This is a genomic window from Streptomyces sp. NBC_01210 (genome assembly GCF_036010325.1).
In the GTDB taxonomy this organism is placed as follows: domain Bacteria; phylum Actinomycetota; class Actinomycetes; order Streptomycetales; family Streptomycetaceae; genus Streptomyces.
This window is the reverse complement of sequence record NZ_CP108549.1, coordinates 6300898-6319305: the sequence shown is the minus strand read 5'-3', so window position 1 is coordinate 6319305 and position 18408 is coordinate 6300898. Positions and strand designations below refer to the sequence as shown.

The window sequence follows — 18408 nt, the reverse complement described above, 5'->3', positions numbered from 1 at the left end:
CACCGCCGACGGTGTCAGTTCTTGAGACCGGTGGTGGCGATCGAGTCGGTCAGATACCGCTGGAGCAGTCCGAAGACGAGCAGGCAGGGCAGCACGGTGATGGTGGCGCCGGCCATGATCTGGTTCACGGCCATGTTCTCGCCCTGCAGCGTGGCGAGGCCGACGGTGAGGGTGCGCATCTGCTCGGACTGCCCGATCACCAGCGGCCAGAGGAAGTCGTTCCAGTGCCACAGGAAGACGAACACCCCGAGGGTCGCCAGGATCGGCCGGATGAGCGGAATGACGATGGTGGTGTAGATCCGCCACTCCGACGCCCCGTCGATCTTCGCCGCCTCGAAGAGCTCGTCGGGCAACTGGTACATGAACTGCCGCATCAGGAAAACCGCCTGGGAGTTGGCGAGCGTCGGCACGATCAGCCCCCAGTACGTGTCGACGCCGCCCATCTTCGACACCAGGATGTAGTACGGGATGAGGGTGGCCTGAAAGGGCACCATCAGCGTCGCGAGGAATGCCCAGAACAGGATCTCGCGCCCGGGGAACCGCTTCTTGGCGAAGGCGTATCCGGCCATCGACGAGAACAGCAGGATCAGCACGACCGAAACCAGCGAATACACGAGGGAGTTGAGCGCCCAGCGGCCGATGTCCGCACCGTTGAGGACGTCGGAGAAGTTCTGCCAGGTGGCGCGGGTGAGGTCGAAGGCACCGGGGAGGGTCTGACCGCCCGGCGGGGCGAAGGCGACCAGCACCATCACCAGGAACGGCGTGACGGTAACGAACGCGACCAGGATCAGCAGCACGGGGAGTCTGAGCCGCGCCATCAGTCGGCCTCCCTTCCGATGAGCCGGCGCTGGATGAGCGAGAAGATCAGGACTACGAGGAAGAGCATCAGGCCGACCGCGCTGGCGTACCCGAAGTCGAAGTACTTGAACCCCGAGTCGTACAGGAAGTAGACGAGCGAATAACTGGCCCGGATCGGTCCGCCCGCGGTCATGACATACATCGCGTCGAAGACCTGGAAGGCCTGGATCGCCTCGATGACGAGTACAAAGAAAAGCACGGGCCGCAGCAGCGGCAGCGTCACCCAGCGGAAGCGCTGCCAGGCGCCGGCGCCGTCGATGGTCGCCGCCTCGGTGATCTCGCGGGGGATGGACTGGAGCCCGGCGAGAAGGATCAGCATGGTGTAGCCGAAGCCCTTCCAGGCGGAGGTCGCGGCAATGGAGGGCAGGACAAGGGACTCATCGCCGAGAAAGTCGACCGGGCCGAGGGAGAGGGCGCCGAGAGCGGCGTTGAGGAGCCCGTCGTCGACCTGGTAGATCCACTTCCAGATGACGGCGGCCAGCACGATGCTGGTGACGTAGGGCAGGAAGAACAGGCCGCGGAAGAAGCCGCGCAGCCAGATGGTGCGATGCAGCAGCACGGCCGTGCCGAGAGCGAGCAGCACGGTCATCGGGACATAGACCGCGGTGTAGACGGCGGTGACGCCCAGGCTCCCCCAGAACAGGTCGTCCTCGAACAGGCGGGTGTAGTTCTCGGCCCCGATGAACCGCCATTCGCCGCTGAGCCGGTAGTCGGTGAGCGAGAGGAACACCGCACCGATGGTCGGGCCGAATCGGAAGACGATGAACAGCACCAGCATGGGGGCCACGAACGCGAGGCCGACGAGGGCCTCGCGCCGTCGTGCGGGGGTGCCGGGCCGGCCTTGGTGACGGCCCGCCTTGCGAACGGCCCGCTTGCCGGTGGCCTGCACGCGGACGGTGGCCACCTCGCGCGTGGCCGGTTCACCTGTGGCCACCCCATGCGAGACCACCTCGCGCGTGGCCGGTTCACCTGTGGCCGCCTCGCGCGAGGCCGTTTCGCGTGTGATCTCCTCGCTCAACGCTGCCGCGCCAGGAGGTCGTCGGCCGCCTTGGCCGCCGAGTCGAGCGCTTCCTTGGGGCTCTTCTTCCCCGCCAGCGCCGCCTGGATCTCCGGCGCGAGCAGACCCATCAGCTGGCGCGCGGCCGGGTTGGGCTCACCGGGACTGACGTCCGCCAGCGCCGCCTGGTACTGCTTCGCGTACGGAGATGCGTTCGGCACCGTGACGTCCGTACGCGGTGAGAAGTAACCGCTGGCCCTGCCCAGGGACTTGACCTGCTCCGGCTCTGTCATGAAGGCGAGGAACTTCTCCGCGCCCGCCGCATTCCCGGACTTGGCGTTGACGCTGAGCGCACCGGGGATGCCGAACGCGACCTCCTTCGCGGGGCCCCTGAGCGGCGCTCCCACCACGACGTTCTCCGAGCCCCAGGTCTTCGCGGCCAGTTCGGCGTCGGCGAGGACGACGGAGAAGCCCATGGCAGCCTGCTGCTTGCCGAGTGCCTGGTCTGCGAGGAGGTTGGTGTTCGTCATCGACGACCTGGGGACCGAGCCCGCCTTGTAGAGGTCGGTGAGGAAGGTGAGCGCCTCGACACCCTCGGGACTGTTGAAGGCGGCCCTCTTGCCGTCCTCGGTGAAGACGCTGCCGCCGGCCTGCCACAACAGCGGATAGAAGTTGAGGTTCAGCGAGGCCTCGTTGCTGGCGGAGTAGTCGAGGAGCGCGACGCCGTTCTTCTTGAGCTTGGGGGCGGCGGCCTTGATCTCGTCCCAGGTGCCGGGCGGTGTGGCGACACCGGCTGCGGTCAGCAACTTCTTGTTGTAGACGGTGGTCGTGATGGTCTGGTAGATGGGCGCGCCGTAGATCTTGCCCTTCTGTTTCATCGCGTCAAGGGTGGCCGGCAGGAACTTGCCGACGCTGGACTTGAGCGCCCCGTCCACCGGGCTGATGGCGCCGCTGGCGGAGAACTGCGGAATCTGGTCCGGCGTCAGCAGGACGACGTCCGGCCCCTTGCCGCCGCCGAACGCCGTGGCGATCTTCTGGTCGCGGTTCTCCCACGGCTGCTGCTCGATGGTGAGCGAGGTGCCCGGCGCGGCTTTCTCGAAGTCCGCCTCGATCTGCGCCCAGTAGGCGGAGCTGGCCTTGGGATCGGCGATCACCGGGTACATCCAGACGGTGACCTTCTTCGACCCCGAATCGCTGTCTCCGCCACAGCCGGCGAGCAGGGCGGCGAGCGTGAACAGGGCGAGAGGTGCGGCGGCGCGCTTGAAGCCTGTCTTCATGGGGGCCTCCGGAAGGCCTGAGAAAGGGAGCCAGAGCCCGGCTAGTTTCGGCCTGGGCCGAAAGTATCGGGGCGGATTTGGCGTGTCAATGCCACAAGCCGAGCGGATCGGCCGGAAGTGCCGCCCGGACCCTGCCGAGCACGTCGGCAGACGGGTTCTTCCGGACGGCGGGCGCGCCCGGTGCGGACGGCGTGTGGGGCCTGCGTGACACTGGCTCACGTGAGAAGCGAGAACACCCCCTTCGTGGGCGGGCCACTGGACGGGCGTGTGCTGCCGGTCCTGGTCGGGATGACGGGCCATCCGCCGAAGTGGTACGAGATCCCCGTACCGAACGAGGACGGCAGCCCGCCGACGGTGTACGCGTACCGGCGCGTACCGGCCGGTTACACCAAACGGCTGAGGCTGCAGCGCGGCTGGAAGTACGAGTACGCCCCGGAGGGCGTGGAACGCCGCACGCTGAGGTGGCCCTGGTCGAAGCCGAACGGCGCGCCATAAGATCACGGGACCGTGTCGCCAGGGGGGATGCACTCGATGGAGCCGCTGCAGCAGGACGATCCGCGCCAGATCGGCCCGTTCACCACCCTGGCGCGCCACGGGGATTCGGCGGTCTGCGTCCGCTACCTCGCGCACGGGCCGAACGGCGCGATCGCGGTCGTCTCGGTGGCCAGGCCGGAGCTGGCGGCGCTGACGGCGTTCCGGCGCCGCTTCCGGTCGGAGACGCGGCGGACGCAGCGGCTGGCCGGGGGCTGGGTGGCGCCGATCGAGTCCAGTACGGACGGCACGGAAGGGACCGAGGGTGCTGAGGCCAGGGACGGGGAGCCGCTGTGGACGGCGAGCCCGTACGTCCCGGCGCTGACGCTGCGCGAGGCCATCGCGCTGGCCGGCCCACTTCCGGAACGGGCGGTACGAATACTGGGCGCGGCTCTTGCGGAGATCCTTTCGCGCGTGCATGCGACCGGAACGGTGCTGCACGGGCTGGCGCCCGACACGGTGCTGCTCGCGGCGGACGGACCGCGGCTCACCGCGTTCGGGGCACTGGGCGCGGCCGCCGTCGCGGAGGCGCGTCCGGACGGGCAACTGACGGTGAAGCTCGGCTATCTGACCCCGGAACAGTCGACGGGCGCGAAGCCCGGACCGGCGTCGGACATTTTCGTCCTGGGCCTGCTGCTGGCGTACGCGTCGACGGGTACGACCCCACTGGCGGACGCGGACCGTATCGCTCACGGAGAGCCGCAACTGGGCGGAGTACCCGGCGAGTTGCGCCCCTTGGTGGCCCACTGCCTGTCCAAGTCTCCGGAGGAGCGCCCTTCGGCGAGCACGGTGGCGGCGGACCTGGCCCCGGAGGGCGCGGCGGCACTGGCCCGGGAGGGCTGGCTGCCCCCGAGCCTGGTCGCTGCGGTGGAGGCGCAGGCGGCGCGGGTGAGGTCGCTGGAGCAGGGGGATACGTGGGGGGCCGGTCCCGGCTCGGGCTCCGGCCAGTCGAAGGCAGACCTCCAACCGGCGGACGCGAAGCCTGCGGATGCGGTGGCGGCACAGCACGCGGTCGCCGTCGGCGCGGGGCCGGGCTCCCTGCGGGACACGGACACCCTGCTCGTGGGCGGCGGTCGCAACGCGCCCGGGGCGGACGGGCTCGGGGCGGGCGTTGACCGGGTCACCGCCGCGCTCGCCGTACCTGCGGCGCGGAGCGCACCGACCAGCACCGCAGCCGCAGTCGCACGGCCGGCCGTCGCTCCTGCGACCGCAGCGCCGCTCCCCACCCCGGCCCTTCCCGCAGCGCCCGTTCCCACCGCGCCCCTTCCCGCAGCGCTGCCCCCCGGCGTGCCCGCGCCCGATCGGCGTGCGCTGCTCACCGGCATCGTCGGCGCGGCTGCCGGGCTCGTGGTCGGCGGCGCCGCGGTGTACGCCGTCGCCGCCGGGGACTCGGACAAGAAACCCGCCCAAGCCGCCCCCGCTCCGCGCCGCACCCCGATGGCCGGGCTGCCGCCGGAGCCGGTGTGGCGGTACGAGCATCCGGCGACCGCCGCCGAACCGCTGTCCGCCACCGTCTGGCAGGACCGGGTGCTGGTCCTGACCGGCAAGGAGCAGTCCACCGGGGTCGATCTCCGTACCGGAAGACCGCTCTGGCAGCGCAAGGAGGCCGCGTCCGCCTCCCGCGCCGTACCCGTCGACGACGTGCTCTGCTTCGTGGACACCCCCGACGCGTTCCTGTGGATCGCGGCACAGGATGGACAGGTCAAGCACCGGATCGCCAAGGCCGCGCTGGCCGGTCCGGGCGAGGTCCTGACGCTCACCGGCAGGACAGGCCTGGACGGGACGACGCTCTGGATGACCGGCCAGGTCAAGAAGGGCGCCGCGCTGGAGTCGTACCTGCTCGCGTACGACCTCGTCGCCCGGAAGTGGCTGTGGCGCACCCGGATCCCGGGCGCACCTGCCCCCCATGCGCCGCAGTACCAGCTGATCGGTGTGCGCCCCGCCGAGATCGTCGTACGGCAGTACGCGTCCACCCTGACCCCCGCTCAGCAGAAGGCCGCCAAGGGCGCATCCGTGCTGCTGGCCTTCGACCGGAAGACCGGCAAGCAGCTCAAGTCACTGCTGCTGGCCGGCGTCCATCCCGCCGCCGCCCTGGTGGGCGATGCGCCGGGCAGGCTGTTCGCCCCGGTGGCCGACCGGCTGAACGCGTACACAATCAGCACCGGCGCGCTGCTGTGGCGGCTGGCCCCGGCCGATACGGCTCCCGGCGAGAGCGGAGTCTTCGGTTTCGGCGGCGCGATCCTCCGCAGCCCCATGCTGTACGTCGCCAACCACCACCAGCAGGTGTCCGCTGTCGACACCGCGAACGGCCGTCGACTGTGGCAGCGCTCCACCGACGCGCCGGTGTCGAACGAGACTCCGGGGACCGGCGTCAGCACGAGCGGCCGGACGGTACTCGCGTACGACAGCGGCCAGCTCACCGCGTTCGCCGCGCGCGACGGAAAGCGGCTGTGGAAGTTCCAGGAGACGGGCGCGCAGGACAGCGGAACCGACACACCCCGCTACGAGCCCCTCGCCGGTGGCGGCCGGAATCTCGTCGTCCGGCGGGACCGGACCTTTTACGCCCTGCCGGTGGACTGACACGCCGACGTATCCCCGTACTCCGCCACAACGAGTGACCGCATTGCGCCGAATCGACCACTCGTGGGGCGGTGCGAGCGGCGCGCTCGCATCATCGGCTGCGAGGTGGCCGGCGTGGACGGCCCACCCCCGGCAGCCGGAGGTGATGTGGTGTCAGACAGTTTGCTCCGTGCTGTCTGTACGGCGGCGCTGGCCGTCGCCACGGTGACCGCAGCGGTGCCGGCACCACCGGCCGCCGCCGTGCCGCCCGCGCCCACGACCGTCTCCGGAATGCTGACCGAACTTCAGAAGCTGTACCGCCAGATCGAGGAGGCCGGCGAGACGTACAACGCCACGGAGGTAAAACTCAGGCAGCAGCAGGCCGAGACGGCCAGGCTCGCCCGCGACCTGGCCACAGCGCGCAACGCGATCGACGCCGGCCGCCGCGACGTGGGCCGACTGGCGCGGGAGCAGTACCAGGGGCAGTCCGATCTCTCCTCCTACCTCCAGTTGCTGCTCGCCAAGAACCCGCGGCAAGCCCTCGACCAGGACCATCTGATCGAGCGCGCGGCCAGCGACCGGCTGGCGACGATCGCGCGGCTCGAGGAGGGCGCGAAGCGGGCGGACACGCTGGCGAGCGAGTCCCGCAAGGCCCTGGACAAGGAACAGACGCTCGCGAACAAGCAGAAGCAGGCGCGCGACAGGGCCACGGCGCGGCTGAAGGAGGTCGAGAAGCTGCTCGCCTCGCTCTCCGTCGAGGAGATCGCCGAACTGGCCGCGCTGGAGCGGTCCCACACCGCGAAGGCCCAGAAGAAGCTGCTCTCCACGGGCGTGCTCAACGGCAAGCGCACCCCTTCCGAGGAGGGCGACCAGGCGCTGGAGTACGCCGTCGAACAGATTGGCAAGCCGTACGTCTGGGGCGCGGAGGGCCCCCAGGCGTACGACTGCTCCGGGCTGACCTCGCAGGCCTGGGCGCGGGCCGGACGCACCATCCCGCGTACGTCGCAGGAACAGTGGCGGGAGCTCCCGAAGGTGTCACTGCGCCGGCTGCGCCCCGGTGACCTGGTGATCTACTTCCCCAAGGCCACCCATGTGGCGATCTATCTGGGCGAGGGCCTGGTGGTGCAGGCCCCGCACCCCGGCACCCGCGTCAAGGTCTCGCCGATCGCCGCGAACCCGCTGCTGGGCGCGGTCCGCCCGGATCCGGACGGAGCCGCGCTGCGCAGCTACACACGGCCGGAGCTGCCGCACGGCGCGACGGCGGGCTCGGACGCGGCGTACGGAGCGGAGCCGGCCCCGGGCGCCGGCTGATCAGCACCCGGGGCAACCCCCATTGCGTCAGGCGCCGGCGCCCGCGACCTCGCCGAGGTGGGCGTTGGTCCTCTCCGGGTCGTAGAAGCCTTGTTGGCCGGCCATGCAGGGGATGCGTGAGTGCTCCTCTTGGTCCATGGGCGGAGTGACGAAGCCGAGCCGCCCGGCAACGATGCTTCCCGCAAGGCGCGTTAACTTGACGGTTAACGAGACAGATGGGGGGCCGCGTGGAGATCAGAGACATCGAGATCTTCTTGACGCTCGCAGAGGAGCTGCACTTCGGCCGGACCGCCGAACGGCTGCACGTCACCGCGGCGCGAGTCAGCCAGGCCATCAAGAAGCAGGAAAGGCAGATCGGCGGCGCGCTCTTCGCCCGCACCAGCCATCACGTCAGCCTTACCCCGCTCGGTCGGCAGTTGCACGACGACCTGCTCCCGGTGCACCGCGGTCTTCAGCGGAGTCTGGAGCGGGCCGCGCTGGCCGCGCAGGGTAAGACTGAGGTGCTGCGCCTGGGCATGACGTCCAGTAACGTCGAGGACCTAAGGCCCGTCCTCGACGAGTTCTCATCCCGCCATCCCGCCTGCATGGTGCAGATCCGCGCCGTGGGATACAACGACCCTTTCACCGCACTGCGCCACGACACGATCGACGTCCTGCTCGCCTGGCTCCCTATCCGGGAACCCGACCTCACAGTGGGCCCGGTTGCCTACACCGAACCCGTCGTGTTGTGCGTATCCTCCGCCCACCCCCTGGCGAAGCGAGACTCCATCTCCTACGAGGACCTTGCCGACGAGACCGTCCTGACCGGCGCCGCGCCCGACTACTGGCGAGAGGCGCTGATCCCCGCCTACACCTCCAGCGGGCGGCCGATCCCCAAGGGGCCGACTGCAGTCGACGGCACGCAACTACTCGCCATCGTCGCCAGCGGGGAAGCGGTGTGCCCCGTGCACGCGCACGCGCTGCGCTACTACGGGCGGCCTGACATCGCCTACATCCCCATCCACGACGCCCCGCTCAGCCGCTGGGCCTTGAGCTGGCACACGAGCAGCGAGACCGACCGGATTCGCGCCTTGGCCAAGGTCGTTCACGACCTCGGTCCGATGGCCCTGTGACCGATCGACGGCCGCCGCAAAGAAAGCACGGAAACGTACGGAAAAGTGCGGGCGGAGCCTGATCGACCGACGAGTGGGCCTTCGAACTCGGCTCCGGGCGGTGAGCAAACTTCGATGGCAGACTCAAGGTTCGCTGTCACAGACACTGTCCTGTGGGACCGCGGCGGTCTTCTGGTCACCCCATGCTCGTAGCGCACCTGAAACGCGAAGAGCCCCGGACGCCGTGTCCGGGGCTCTTCGCGTGGCCGCCGTGTCCTGCCTGAGTTTCCCGGCGCGTTGCCCAGCAGGAAAGCGTTCATACGCGGGGCCGTGTGCGGGCCGTCCGAGGGCCGCCAAGGTCGACCAACAACGACCAATGACGACCGCTGGAACGCTGGTCAGAGCCCTGTCAGGCCCCGGCGACCGAGGCCAGGTAAGCGGCTGTCTTCTCCGGGTCGTAGAAGAAGTTCTCGAAGTCCGCCGGGTCGTTGAAGCCGTTCGCGAAACGGTCGGCGACCGGCTGGAGCTGGCCCGCGGCACCGATCAGGTTGAGGACATGCTCGGGCGGCACGCCGAGCATCGCGTTCGTCCACTTGGTGACGTGCTGCGCGGTGTCCCAGTAGCGGTCGAAGGTGGACTGCATCCACGCCTCGTCGAACGGCCGCTCGCCATGCTCGGTGATCGAGGAGAGGTAGGCGGCCGCGCACTTGGACGCCGAGTTGGAGCCCTGTCCGGTGATCGGGTCGTTGGCGACGACCACATCGGCGACGCCGAGGACCAGTCCGCCGCCGGGGAGGCGGCCGATCGGGTTGCGGACGGTGGGCGCGTACCGGCCCGCGAGAGTGCCGCCCGCGTCGGTCAGCTCGACCTTGGTGGCGCGCGCGTACTCCCAGGGCGTGAACTTCTCCATGAGCTCGAGGGTCAGCGAGAGGTGCTCCGCCGGATCCTTGACGCCCTGGAAGACATCGAGCGGGCCGCCCGGGATGCCCTCCCAGAAGAGGATGTCCGCGCGGCCGGTGGTGGTGAAGGTCGGCATCACGAAGAGCTCACCGACGCCCGGCACGAGGTTGCAGCGGACCGCGTCGTACTCGGGGTGCTCGGGGCGCGGGCCCAGGCCGTGGACGTAGGAGACGGCCAGCGCGCGCTGCGGGGCGTCGTACGGCGAGCGGGAGGCGTCCCGGCCGAACATCGAGACCAGTTCGCCCTTGCCGGCCGAGACCATCACCAGGTCGTACGTACGGGAGAAGAAGTCCAGGTCGGAGACTGCCGCGCCGTGGATGACGAGCTGCCCGCCGCGCTGGGCGAAGGTCTCCATCCAGCCGGCCATCTTCACGCGCTGGTCGACCGACTGGGCGTAACCCTCCAGCTTGCCGACCCAGTCGATGGGCCGGGAGGCGTCGGGGGCGGCGACAGAGACGCCGAGGCCCTCGATGCGCGGGGCCTGGGACTCCCAGAAGTTGATGCCGAGATCGCGCTCGTGCTGCAGCGCCGTGTCGAACATGCACTGCGTGGACATGACCCGGCCGGACCGGATCTCGTCCGCGGTGCGGTTGGACATCAGGGTGACCTCGTAGCCCTGCGACTGGAGTCCGAGGGCGAGCTGGAGACCGGACTGACCGGCTCCGACTATGAGTATCTTCCGCATCGAAGGAGTCTCTTTCGTCAGTTCAGTGCTATTCGGGGGTGGCTTCGAGAGCGTGGGCGACCAGCGCGAGCAGCGATTCGATCACCGTGATCCGATGGCGCGCGTCCATGATCACAACGGGCACATGGGGCGGGACGGTCAGGGCCTCGCGCACGTCCTCGGCCTCGAACACCTCCGTACCCTCGAAGTGATTGACGGCGACGATGTACGGCAGCCCGGAGCTCTCGAAGTAGTCGAGCGCCGGGAAGCAGTCCGGCAGCCTGCGGGTGTCGGCCAGCACGATCGCGCCGATCGCGCCGCGCACCAGGTCGTCCCACATGAACCAGAAGCGCTGCTGGCCGGGCGTCCCGAAGACATACAGCACCAGATCGTCGTCGAGCGTGATCCGGCCGAAGTCCATGGCGACGGTCGTGGTGAGCTTGTCCGGCGTCTCGGTGAGATCGTCGGTCTCCTCGCTCGCCTGCGTCATCAACGCCTCGGTCTGCAGCGGCGTGATCTCGGAGACCGCTCCGACAAAGGTCGTCTTGCCGACGCCGAAGCCGCCCGCGACCACGATCTTGGTGGCGATGGGGGCCCGGGTGCGGTCCAACTGCCATGCCTGCAGCTCCTCTTCGGGCTGCGGGCGGGGCCGGGCGAGGAGCGTGTCAGAGGCGGCGGAGTCCACTCAGCACCCTTTCGAGCAGCGCGCGGTCGGGCTGGCCGGCGCCGTGCCCGGTCCCGTACACACGGATCTTTCCCTGGTCGGCCAGGTCGCTGAGCAGCACCCGGACAACGCCCAGCGGCATCTTCAGCAGCGCCGATATCTCGGCGACGGTACGCATACGGCGGCACAGCTCGACGATGGCCCGCAGTTCGGGCATCACCCGCGAGGAGAGGTCGCCGTTCGGCAGCTCCTTGCGCTCGGCCGGTGCTTCGAGCGCGGCCACGAAGGTCTCGACGAGCAGCACATGGCCGAAGCGGGTGCGGCCGCCGGTGAGGGAGTAGGGGCGGACCCGGGCCGGGCGTCGGCCGTCGCCGCGCACCGGCAGTTTGGGGGGCGTCACTGGGCGCTCTCCATTGATTTGCGCAGTTCGCTGCGGAGTTCGGGGGTGAGGACATGTCCGGCACGGCCGACGAAGAGGGCCATGTGGTAGGCGACGACACTCATGTCGCAGTCAGGAGCGGTGTGCACGCCGAGCAGGGAGCCGTCACTGATCGACATGACGAAGACGCTGCCTTCGTCCATCGCGACCATCGTCTGCTTGACGCCGCCGCCGTCCATCAGCTTGGCGGCACCGATGGTGAGGCTGCCGATGCCGGAGACGATCGTGGCGAGGTCCGCGCTGGAGCCTCTGGGGCCTTCCGGGCGGCTCCTGGCGGCCGGGACGGCGTTCTGGGCGGGGTCGGAGGAGAGCAGCAGCAGCCCGTCGGACGAGACAACAGCGACCGAGCGGGCTCCTGGTACCTCCTCCACGAAATTGCTCAACAACCAGTGCAGATTGCGGGCTTCGCTGCTCAGGCCGAATGTGCCGGTCGCAGTCAACTGCGTGCCTCCTCGACTGTGTCCCCCGCTTCTTCTGTTGTTGTCCGTGTATCGGCCGCGGTCTGTTCCGCGAGCTCCGCCTCGACATCGCGGCGGCCGTCTTTCGCGCCCTGGTGGAAACCGCCGAGTCGGCGCCGCAGGGCTTCGGCGTCGACGCTGCCGGTGCGCTCCGTCGGTGCGCCGGTGGCGGGCTTGACGACCTTCGGGGTGCGCTTGGGCAGGCCCTTGTCGGTGACGCGCTCCCACTTGGGACCGCCTGCCGGCTTCTCGGCCTCGGGTTCCGGCTGTGCGTCGGGCTCGGGTCGGGCCGCCGGCTCCGGGACGGACTCGGGTCCGACCGCCGGCTCGGGAACAGGCTCGGGTCCGACCGCCGGCCCGGGAACAGGCTCGGGTCCGACCGCCGGCTCGCGAACAGGCTCGGGTCCGACCGCCGGCTCGCGAACAGGCTCGGGTCCGACCGCGGACTCGGGGGCGGGCTGCGGGTCCGCCTGGGCCACCGGCTCCGGCTCGGGCTCCGGCAGACGCATCTCGAACGTCGCCTCGTCGACCCCGGTGCCGGTGGTCTCCGGGTCGCCGTCCGCCGTCCGCTCGTGCGTGTCCGGCTCCGCCGCGCGGATCGCCTGCTCGGCCGCCAGCACCAGCGGGTCGACCCGCCGCGGGCTGCCGGGCAGCGCATTGGAGTTGGCCTCCGCCACCGATCCGGGCAGATGCTGCGTGGGCGCCGCGCCCGCCACCGTCACGGTGTGCGACTCGGCGGCCGGCGGTCCGGCCGGAAGCAGCGACTGCGACAGCACGACGACCGCGGTGATCCCGCCCTGCTTCTGCTCGCGCAGCTGGACCCGTACGCCGTGGCGGGCGGCGAGCAGCGCCGCCACCCGCAGTCCGAGGCCCTCGCCGTCGCTGCCCGCATGCGTCTCGTACGCCTCGGGGTCCTCCAGCCGCGCGTTCAGCTCGGTGATGCGCCCGCTGGTCATCCCTATGCCGGTGTCCTGTACGGAGAGCATCACCTCGCCGCTCTCCAGCAGCCAGCCCGACAGCTCGACCTGGGCGTCCGGCGGCGAGAAGGAGGTGGCGTTCTCGAGGAGTTCGGCGATCAGATGGCTGAGGTCGTCCGCGGCGAACCCGGCGACCTGGGCGTGCGGCGGCAGGGACTGGATGACGACCCGCTCGTACCGCTCGATCTCACTGACGGCGGCGCGCAGTACGTCCACGAGCGGGACGGGTCCCGCGTGCGCATGCCCGTGCTCGGTGCCCGCGAGGACCAGCAGGTTCTCGCTGTGGCGGCGCATGACGGTGGCCAGGTGGTCGAGCTTGAAGAGGGTGGCGAGCCGCTCCGGGTCCTGCTCGCGCTCCTCCAGCTTCTCGATGACGCCGAGCTGCCGTTCGACGAGGCCGAGCGTGCGCAGCGAGAGGTTGACGAAGGTGTGGTGGACGGTGTGCCGCAGCCGCTCGAGGTCGGCGGTGATCTCGGCGGTGCGCTCCTGGAGTTCGGCGCGTCCGGCGGCCAGTTCGGCGGCGAGCGCGTCGCGGGTGCCGATCAGGTCGACGCGGTCGTTGTCCAGCCGCTCGACCCGTACGCCGAGGTCCCGCAGCTTGCCGTGCAGGGTGTTGAGGGACCGTACGACCTGAGCGAACTCGTCATTGCGGCCGGTGAAGCGGACCTGCTCCTCCACCTCGGGGGCGGCGGCGAGCCGGGCCGCGCCGATCCGCAGGACGGCGAGCGGGCGGGTGAGCGTACGGGCGACGGCGGCGGACACGCCGATGGCGACGATCAGCAGTCCGCCGAGCAGCGCGATCCGCAGCTCCAGCGCGGTGACATCGTCGTCGCGCAGCTGCGCGAAGCCCTCGGTCCGGTCGGCGGCGAGGGAGGACTCGACGCCCCGCATCTGCTCGATACGGGCGGTGAGTGAGGTCTCGAGCTTCTCGCGGTTGGACTTGCGGTCGCCGGTGGAGAGCTCGGGCTGGTCGGTGAGGCGGGCGAGATAGAGCTCGGCGGTCTTGACCTCGGGTCCGGTGACGGTGGCGGCCAGCTTGTCGCGGGCGTCCTTGCCCGCGGCCTGGTCGAAGTCGGCGAGCGCGGCGAGTTCCCGCACCCGGGACTGCTGGGCGGCGGCACTGAGTGCGTTGCGCGTACGGTCGGCGGCCCCGTCGTCCTGGCCCTCGTCCTGGACGGGGAGGCCGGTGACCGGGTCGATGCTCTGGGTGCTCCGCTGCCGGGGCACGGAGAGCGCGGCGAGCAGCAGCCCGCGGGTGGCGGAGGCCTGCTCCACGGCGAGGCTGAGGGCGGCGGGCGCGCGGGTGCGGTCGGCGGCGCGCGGCGGGGTCTTCTCGGCGAGCTCGTCGGAGAGGGCCTGGAGGTTCGCTATGACGGCGGAGTAGGCGCGGTGGGCCTCCATCGCCGTGCCCTTGCCGGTGAGGGCGGTACGGCGGACGGAGGGGACGGAGGCGAGGTCGCGGCGCAGCTCGGCGTGGTCGCCGGGGACGCTGCCGCGGATCTCGTCGATCTGCCGGTCGACGCGGGCGCTGCGGCTTCCGGAGATCTCGCGCCGGTCCTTCTTGTCGCCCTTCTGGTCGTCGCGGCCCGCCGCGATGTACGCCGTGACCTCGTCGCGCTCGTCGGCGAGTGAGTGGGCGAGGGTGACGGCCTGGCGGTTGAGCCCGGCGAGGGTGACCAGTCGCTGCGACTCGGTCAGTTCGGCGGAGGTGGCGAGGATGCCGGGGGTGCCTGCGGCGATGACGACAAGGCTGACGGCGGCGACACCGGCGACGAGCCGGCTGCGTACACGCACGGCCCGCCCGCGCGCGGCAGGGCCGTTCGAGGCCTCCTGCGGAGGCTGGATGCCCTGAGGAACCTGAGTGGCCAGGGCCGGGGGGATTCCCGGGGTTTCGGAGGGCCTGCCGCCTTTGCCCCGAGGCCGCTTCTTCTGCACCGGTGCTCGCAATCTTACTTGACTCGTCCACCCATGAAGCAGAGATGACGACCGGTCACACACGAGAGCCCCACCCCTGGCACGGCTTCCGACCATTCCAGCGCTTTTGGGAGGGAGGCGCGCATCGGCCGCTCCGCCACCCGAACGAGTGAACAGCACTCCGGAGTTGGCAAACAACTCGCGGCGGCGGCCGGTCGGCCGACATGTGGGCCAACGGCTGGATCTTCCGGCCGGGCTTTGGCAGGATGCGCGCCCGCAGCTTTCCGGCCCCGCGTCCCTCGACCTTGGGATCCCCGTGACCTGCTGGTATGCGCCAAATGTACGGTCATATGGGCCATGTGAAGGAGTCATGCAGACTGGATCTCATGCGTATCGAACTCGCCACCGCCCCCGGCGCTCCCGAACGCCCCAACGAGGACTGGGTGTCCGTGACCCTGCCCGCCTCGGGCCAGGGCGGAACACTGGTCGTGCTGGACGGCGTGACGCCCCCGAAGGGGAATGACGGATGTGTGCACGGGGTGCCCTGGTTCACCGCCCGGCTCGGCGGCGCGCTGGTCGAACTGTCCGGTTCGCGACGGGATCTGACGCTGACGGGGATCCTCTCCGCGGCAATCCGGCGCACCGCTGACACCCACCGCGAAACCTGTGACCTTTCTCACGTACGTACGCCTCAGGCAACGGTGGTCATGGCGCGCTGGGGTGCCACGACGGAGGCGGTGGAGTATCTGGTGCTCTCCGACTCCACGCTGCTGCTGGAGTCACCGGGCGGTGAGGTGCGGGCGGTGCTGGACGACCGGATCGACCGGCTGCCCCGGGCCCCCCTGCGTACGCACGCCTCGGCGGACGCCCTGCGCAATGCGGAGGGCGGGTTCTTCACCGCCGCGGCCGATCCGGCTGTGGCGGTCCGTGCGGTGACGGGCAGTACGCCGCGTGCCGAGGTACGGGCGCTGGCCGCGCTCACCGACGGCGCGTCCCGCTGGGTCGACATGTTCGCGGAGGGCAGCTGGGCCGAGTGCCTGGGCCTCATCCGCAAGGAAGGGCCGCAGGGGCTGATCGACCGGGTCAGGGCGCTGGAGAAGTCGGCCGAAGAGCGCACGGCCGTGATCCGCTGGAAGTTGCACGACGATGCGGCGGTCGTCTTCGCGGAGCTCTGACCCCGCTGCCGGCTCCCTCAGCTCTCCGCCCGCGCGTTCAGCTGGTGCAGCAGCCGGGCCAGCTCCGCGATCTCGCCGCGGTCCCAGCCGGCCAGTTTGTTCACATAGCTGTCGCGGCGCGCGTCACGCACCCGGCGGAAGCGGGCCAGGCCCTCGTCGGTGAGCCGGACGAGTGAGGCCCGTCCGTCGGCCGGATCGGGTTCGCGGGTCACCAGACCGAGCTCCTCGAGGGCGCGCAGCTGGCGGCTCATGGTCGCCTTGCCGACGCCGAAGTATCCGGCGAGCGCGGTGGCGCGCTGCTGCCCGACCTCTTCCAGACGTACGAACAAGCCGTAGGCGGCGGGCTCCAGCTCGGGGTGGACCTCGCGCGCCATTTCGCCCGAGGACGCCCGGGCCCGGCGCAGAAAGACGGCCAACTCCCGTTCCAGGGCGAGGAATACGTGGTCCACACCACTCTCACCCTTGGGGTCCGCTTCACTCCCCGTACCGCTTTCGTGCACGTCAGCACCCCTCGCACGCTTTTCGGATCCTGAAAGTTTCTTCCGGCGGCATCCATTGCCGCAGCTCGGCCAGTATTTCGCAGGCGTAGACCAACGGCAGCACTCCACCCCCCTTCCACTGCGCGGTTCTACGTGCGTAGCTTCATGAATGGCATGTCCACACCATATTCCGCCATGACATGTCGATTCATCGCCAGATCCCCCCCACCGAGGTCTTCGGAGGCACGCCATGCCCGTGCACAGATCCGGAACGACCGGCCGCTCACGCCTCGCGACAGCCGCCGGCACTCTCCTCGCAGTCCTCACCCTCCTCATCACGCTCCCCGGAGCGGCCGGCGCCACGGACACTCCCCCGCGCGGTTCGGCCCACCTGGGTACGGGCGTCGTCGCCCACGACGGTCAGGGCGGCGCCCCGCGCGACAACCGCGCCGCCCAGACCGAAGGCGTGGACGTCTCCAGCCACCAGGGCAACGTCAATTGGGCGGCGCTGTGGAACAGCGGTGTGAAATGGGCCTACGTGAAGGCCACCGAGGGCACGTACTACAAGAACCCGTACTTCGCGCAGCAGTACGGCGGCTCGTACAACATCGGCATGATCCGCGGGGCGTACCACTTCGCCACCCCCGACACGGCGACCGGCACCGCACAGGCCGACTACTTCGTGAACAACGGCGGCGGCTGGTCCCGCGACGGCAAGACCCTCCCCGGCGCGCTGGACATCGAGTGGAACCCGTACGGCGCCGCCTGCTTCGGCAAGACCCAGTCCGGCATGGTCACCTGGATCCGCGACTTCCTGAACCGCTACCGGGCACGCACCGGGCGCGACGCGGTCATCTACACCGCCACCAGCTGGTGGACCCAGTGCACGGGCAACTACAGCGGCTTCGGTGCGACCAACCCGCTGTGGATCGCGCGCTACAACACCACACCGGGCACACTCCCGGCCGGCTGGATCTACCAAACGATGTGGCAGTACACCTCGTCAGGACCGATCGTCGGCGACCACAACAGGTTCAACGGCGCGTACGACCGCGTCGTGGCGCTCGCCAACGGCTGAGCAGAGCCGATAAGGCCCGCCTCGCGCCCCGCTGGTCACGACCAGTGCGCGGGGCGGGTCAGCCTCGCGCCCCGCTGGTCACGACCAGTGCGCGGGGCGGGTCAGCGCGGGCGGGAGCCTCGTCGCCGCGTCGCCTTTCGCCGCGTTGAGCTGCGGCTGGGTGAGAAAGAAGCTCCCCGTCAGATCCGCACCCGCGAGATCCGCGTCCCTCAGGTCGGCCCCGATGAGATCGGCCAGTCGCAGATCGGCACCCGTGAGATCGGCGGCGATGAGATACGCGCCCCGCAGACTGGCGCCCCTGAGGTCCGCGCCCCGCAGCCTCGCTCCCATCAGGTCGGCACCCCTGCGGTCCTTCTTCTTGCGTCCGGCCCGACCGACTTCGGCCCGGACCAGCTCGCTCGTGCGGAGCAGCAGCACATTGACGTCCTGCCGGTGCGCCGCCACATCCAGCTTCCCGAGGGCATCGGGACCGAGCTCGGTGAGGCGTTCGGTCTCGCCGAGCAGCCGGCGGATCTCGCCGTGCAGCGAGCGGGCCGGCCGCAGCGTCAGCGCCTCGGTCAGATACCAGAGCAGCTCATGGAGCTGCCGTACGACCGGGAACACCGCGAACATCTCCTGCGCGGTCTCCGGTGCCTGCCGCCAGTCCTTGCCGCCGAAGGTGACCTGGGAGACCTTCTGTCCGGCGCCGAAACAGTCGTACACGGTGCAGCCGGAGAAGCCGCTCTGCCGCAGCCGGGTGTGGATGCCGCAGCGGAAGTCCGTCCGCAGATTGCGGCACGGCGTTCCGGCGTCCTTGTCGACCGCGAAATCGGCCGACGCGGTGAAGGGCAGCGCGGCACAGCACAGCCCGAAGCAGCTCTCGCAGTCGGCCTGCAGGGCGCGGTCCTCACTCTGTCCGGGCACGGTGTCCATGGAACCATTCTGAAGGACCCCCGGCGCACGGGCGCCGGGGGTCCGTCTCTCACCGAGAGACCAT

The 18408-nt window shown here is 70.2% G+C and carries 16 protein-coding genes; 6 read left to right on the top strand and 10 right to left on the bottom strand.

The window, feature by feature from the left end:
• Positions 1-14 precede the first annotated feature (14 nt).
• The 3 genes from OG735_RS28875 to OG735_RS28865 all read right to left on the bottom strand — a co-directional run bounded on the left by OG735_RS28875 (position 15) and on the right by OG735_RS28865 (position 3132).
• Positions 15-818, bottom strand: coding sequence for a carbohydrate ABC transporter permease (locus OG735_RS28875; RefSeq protein ID WP_327326058.1), 804 nt, complete (start codon positions 816-818; stop codon positions 15-17).
• A complete protein-coding gene (locus tag OG735_RS28870) occupies positions 818-1792 on the bottom strand; it encodes a carbohydrate ABC transporter permease (protein WP_327326057.1) in 975 nt (324 codons plus the stop codon). Before OG735_RS28870 ends, OG735_RS28875 begins: the two co-directional genes overlap by 1 nt.
• Before the next feature lie 80 nt (positions 1793-1872).
• Positions 1873-3132: an ABC transporter substrate-binding protein gene (locus OG735_RS28865; protein ID WP_327326056.1), complete on the bottom strand. Its 1260-nt coding sequence runs from the start codon at positions 3130-3132 to the stop codon at positions 1873-1875.
• Between the two features lie 219 nt (positions 3133-3351).
• Here OG735_RS28865 and OG735_RS28860 point away from each other — a divergent pair, with 219 nt between their 5' ends.
• The 4 genes from OG735_RS28860 (at position 3352) to OG735_RS28845 (ending at position 8645) form a co-directional block, all read left to right on the top strand.
• Positions 3352-3627 carry a hypothetical protein gene (locus OG735_RS28860; protein WP_327326055.1) on the top strand — a complete coding sequence of 92 codons (276 nt, stop codon included), beginning with the start codon at positions 3352-3354 and terminating at the stop codon, positions 3625-3627.
• Between the two features lie 36 nt (positions 3628-3663).
• Positions 3664-6243, top strand: coding sequence for an outer membrane protein assembly factor BamB family protein (locus tag OG735_RS28855; protein WP_327326054.1), 2580 nt, complete (start codon positions 3664-3666; stop codon positions 6241-6243).
• Positions 6244-6393: 150 nt separating this feature from the next.
• Complete coding sequence (locus OG735_RS28850) at positions 6394-7533, top strand: C40 family peptidase (protein WP_327326053.1); 1140 nt, start codon at positions 6394-6396, stop codon at positions 7531-7533.
• 227 nt (positions 7534-7760) lie between these two features.
• Positions 7761-8645 (top strand): LysR family transcriptional regulator, encoded by an 885-nt coding sequence (locus OG735_RS28845; RefSeq protein WP_327326052.1) that lies wholly within the window; start codon positions 7761-7763, stop codon positions 8643-8645.
• Positions 8646-9033: 388 nt separating this feature from the next.
• Here the strand turns inward: OG735_RS28845 and OG735_RS28840 are convergent, their stop codons facing one another.
• The 5 genes from OG735_RS28840 to OG735_RS28820 are packed head-to-tail and all read right to left on the bottom strand — an operon-like array spanning position 9034 to position 14721.
• Positions 9034-10269 (bottom strand): styrene monooxygenase/indole monooxygenase family protein, encoded by a 1236-nt coding sequence (locus tag OG735_RS28840; protein WP_327326051.1) that lies wholly within the window; start codon positions 10267-10269, stop codon positions 9034-9036.
• Between the two features lie 28 nt (positions 10270-10297).
• Positions 10298-10933, bottom strand: a complete 636-nt coding sequence (locus OG735_RS28835; protein ID WP_327326050.1) for a GTP-binding protein — start codon at positions 10931-10933, stop codon at positions 10298-10300.
• Complete coding sequence (locus tag OG735_RS28830) at positions 10914-11312, bottom strand: DUF742 domain-containing protein (protein ID WP_327326049.1); 399 nt, start codon at positions 11310-11312, stop codon at positions 10914-10916. Before OG735_RS28830 ends, OG735_RS28835 begins: the two co-directional genes overlap by 20 nt.
• Positions 11309-11791, bottom strand: coding sequence for a roadblock/LC7 domain-containing protein (locus OG735_RS28825; RefSeq protein ID WP_327326048.1), 483 nt, complete (start codon positions 11789-11791; stop codon positions 11309-11311). The genes OG735_RS28830 and OG735_RS28825 overlap by 4 nt, the downstream gene beginning before the upstream one ends.
• Positions 11788-14721 carry a nitrate- and nitrite sensing domain-containing protein gene (locus OG735_RS28820; RefSeq protein ID WP_442812507.1) on the bottom strand — a complete coding sequence of 978 codons (2934 nt, stop codon included), beginning with the start codon at positions 14719-14721 and terminating at the stop codon, positions 11788-11790. Before OG735_RS28820 ends, OG735_RS28825 begins: the two co-directional genes overlap by 4 nt.
• Positions 14722-15086: 365 nt before the next feature.
• Here OG735_RS28820 and OG735_RS28815 point away from each other — a divergent pair, with 365 nt between their 5' ends.
• The gene (locus OG735_RS28815; protein ID WP_327326046.1) at positions 15087-15875 is read left to right on the top strand and encodes a hypothetical protein; all 789 of its coding nucleotides are present in this window, start codon (positions 15087-15089) and stop codon (positions 15873-15875) included.
• Positions 15876-15892: 17 nt separating this feature from the next.
• Here OG735_RS28815 and OG735_RS28810 read toward each other — a convergent pair whose 3' ends face one another.
• On the bottom strand, positions 15893-16375 hold the full coding sequence (locus OG735_RS28810) for a MarR family winged helix-turn-helix transcriptional regulator (RefSeq protein ID WP_385305811.1): 483 nt from the start codon (positions 16373-16375) through the stop codon (positions 15893-15895).
• Positions 16376-16604: 229 nt separating this feature from the next.
• Here OG735_RS28810 and OG735_RS28805 point away from each other — a divergent pair, with 229 nt between their 5' ends.
• A complete protein-coding gene (locus tag OG735_RS28805) occupies positions 16605-17432 on the top strand; it encodes a lysozyme (protein ID WP_327326044.1) in 828 nt (275 codons plus the stop codon).
• A gap of 78 nt (positions 17433-17510) precedes the next feature.
• Here OG735_RS28805 and OG735_RS28800 read toward each other — a convergent pair whose 3' ends face one another.
• Positions 17511-18344, bottom strand: a complete 834-nt coding sequence (locus tag OG735_RS28800; RefSeq protein WP_327326043.1) for a pentapeptide repeat-containing protein — start codon at positions 18342-18344, stop codon at positions 17511-17513.
• Between the last annotated feature and the right edge of the window lie 64 nt (positions 18345-18408).

Coding starts and splice junctions, on each gene's coding strand:
- OG735_RS28875 (WP_327326058.1), bottom strand. CDS start 818: ATGGCGCGGCTCAGACTCCCCGTGCTGCTGATCCTGGTCGCGTTCGTT.
- OG735_RS28865 (WP_327326056.1), bottom strand. CDS start 3,132: ATGAAGACAGGCTTCAAGCGCGCCGCCGCACCTCTCGCCCTGTTCACG.
- OG735_RS28855 (WP_327326054.1), top strand. CDS start 3,664: ATGGAGCCGCTGCAGCAGGACGATCCGCGCCAGATCGGCCCGTTCACC.
- OG735_RS28840 (WP_327326051.1), bottom strand. CDS start 10,269: ATGCGGAAGATACTCATAGTCGGAGCCGGTCAGTCCGGTCTCCAGCTC.
- OG735_RS28815 (WP_327326046.1), top strand. CDS start 15,087: ATGCGTATCGAACTCGCCACCGCCCCCGGCGCTCCCGAACGCCCCAAC.
- OG735_RS28805 (WP_327326044.1), top strand. CDS start 16,605: ATGCCCGTGCACAGATCCGGAACGACCGGCCGCTCACGCCTCGCGACA.
- OG735_RS28800 (WP_327326043.1), bottom strand. CDS start 18,344: ATGGACACCGTGCCCGGACAGAGTGAGGACCGCGCCCTGCAGGCCGAC.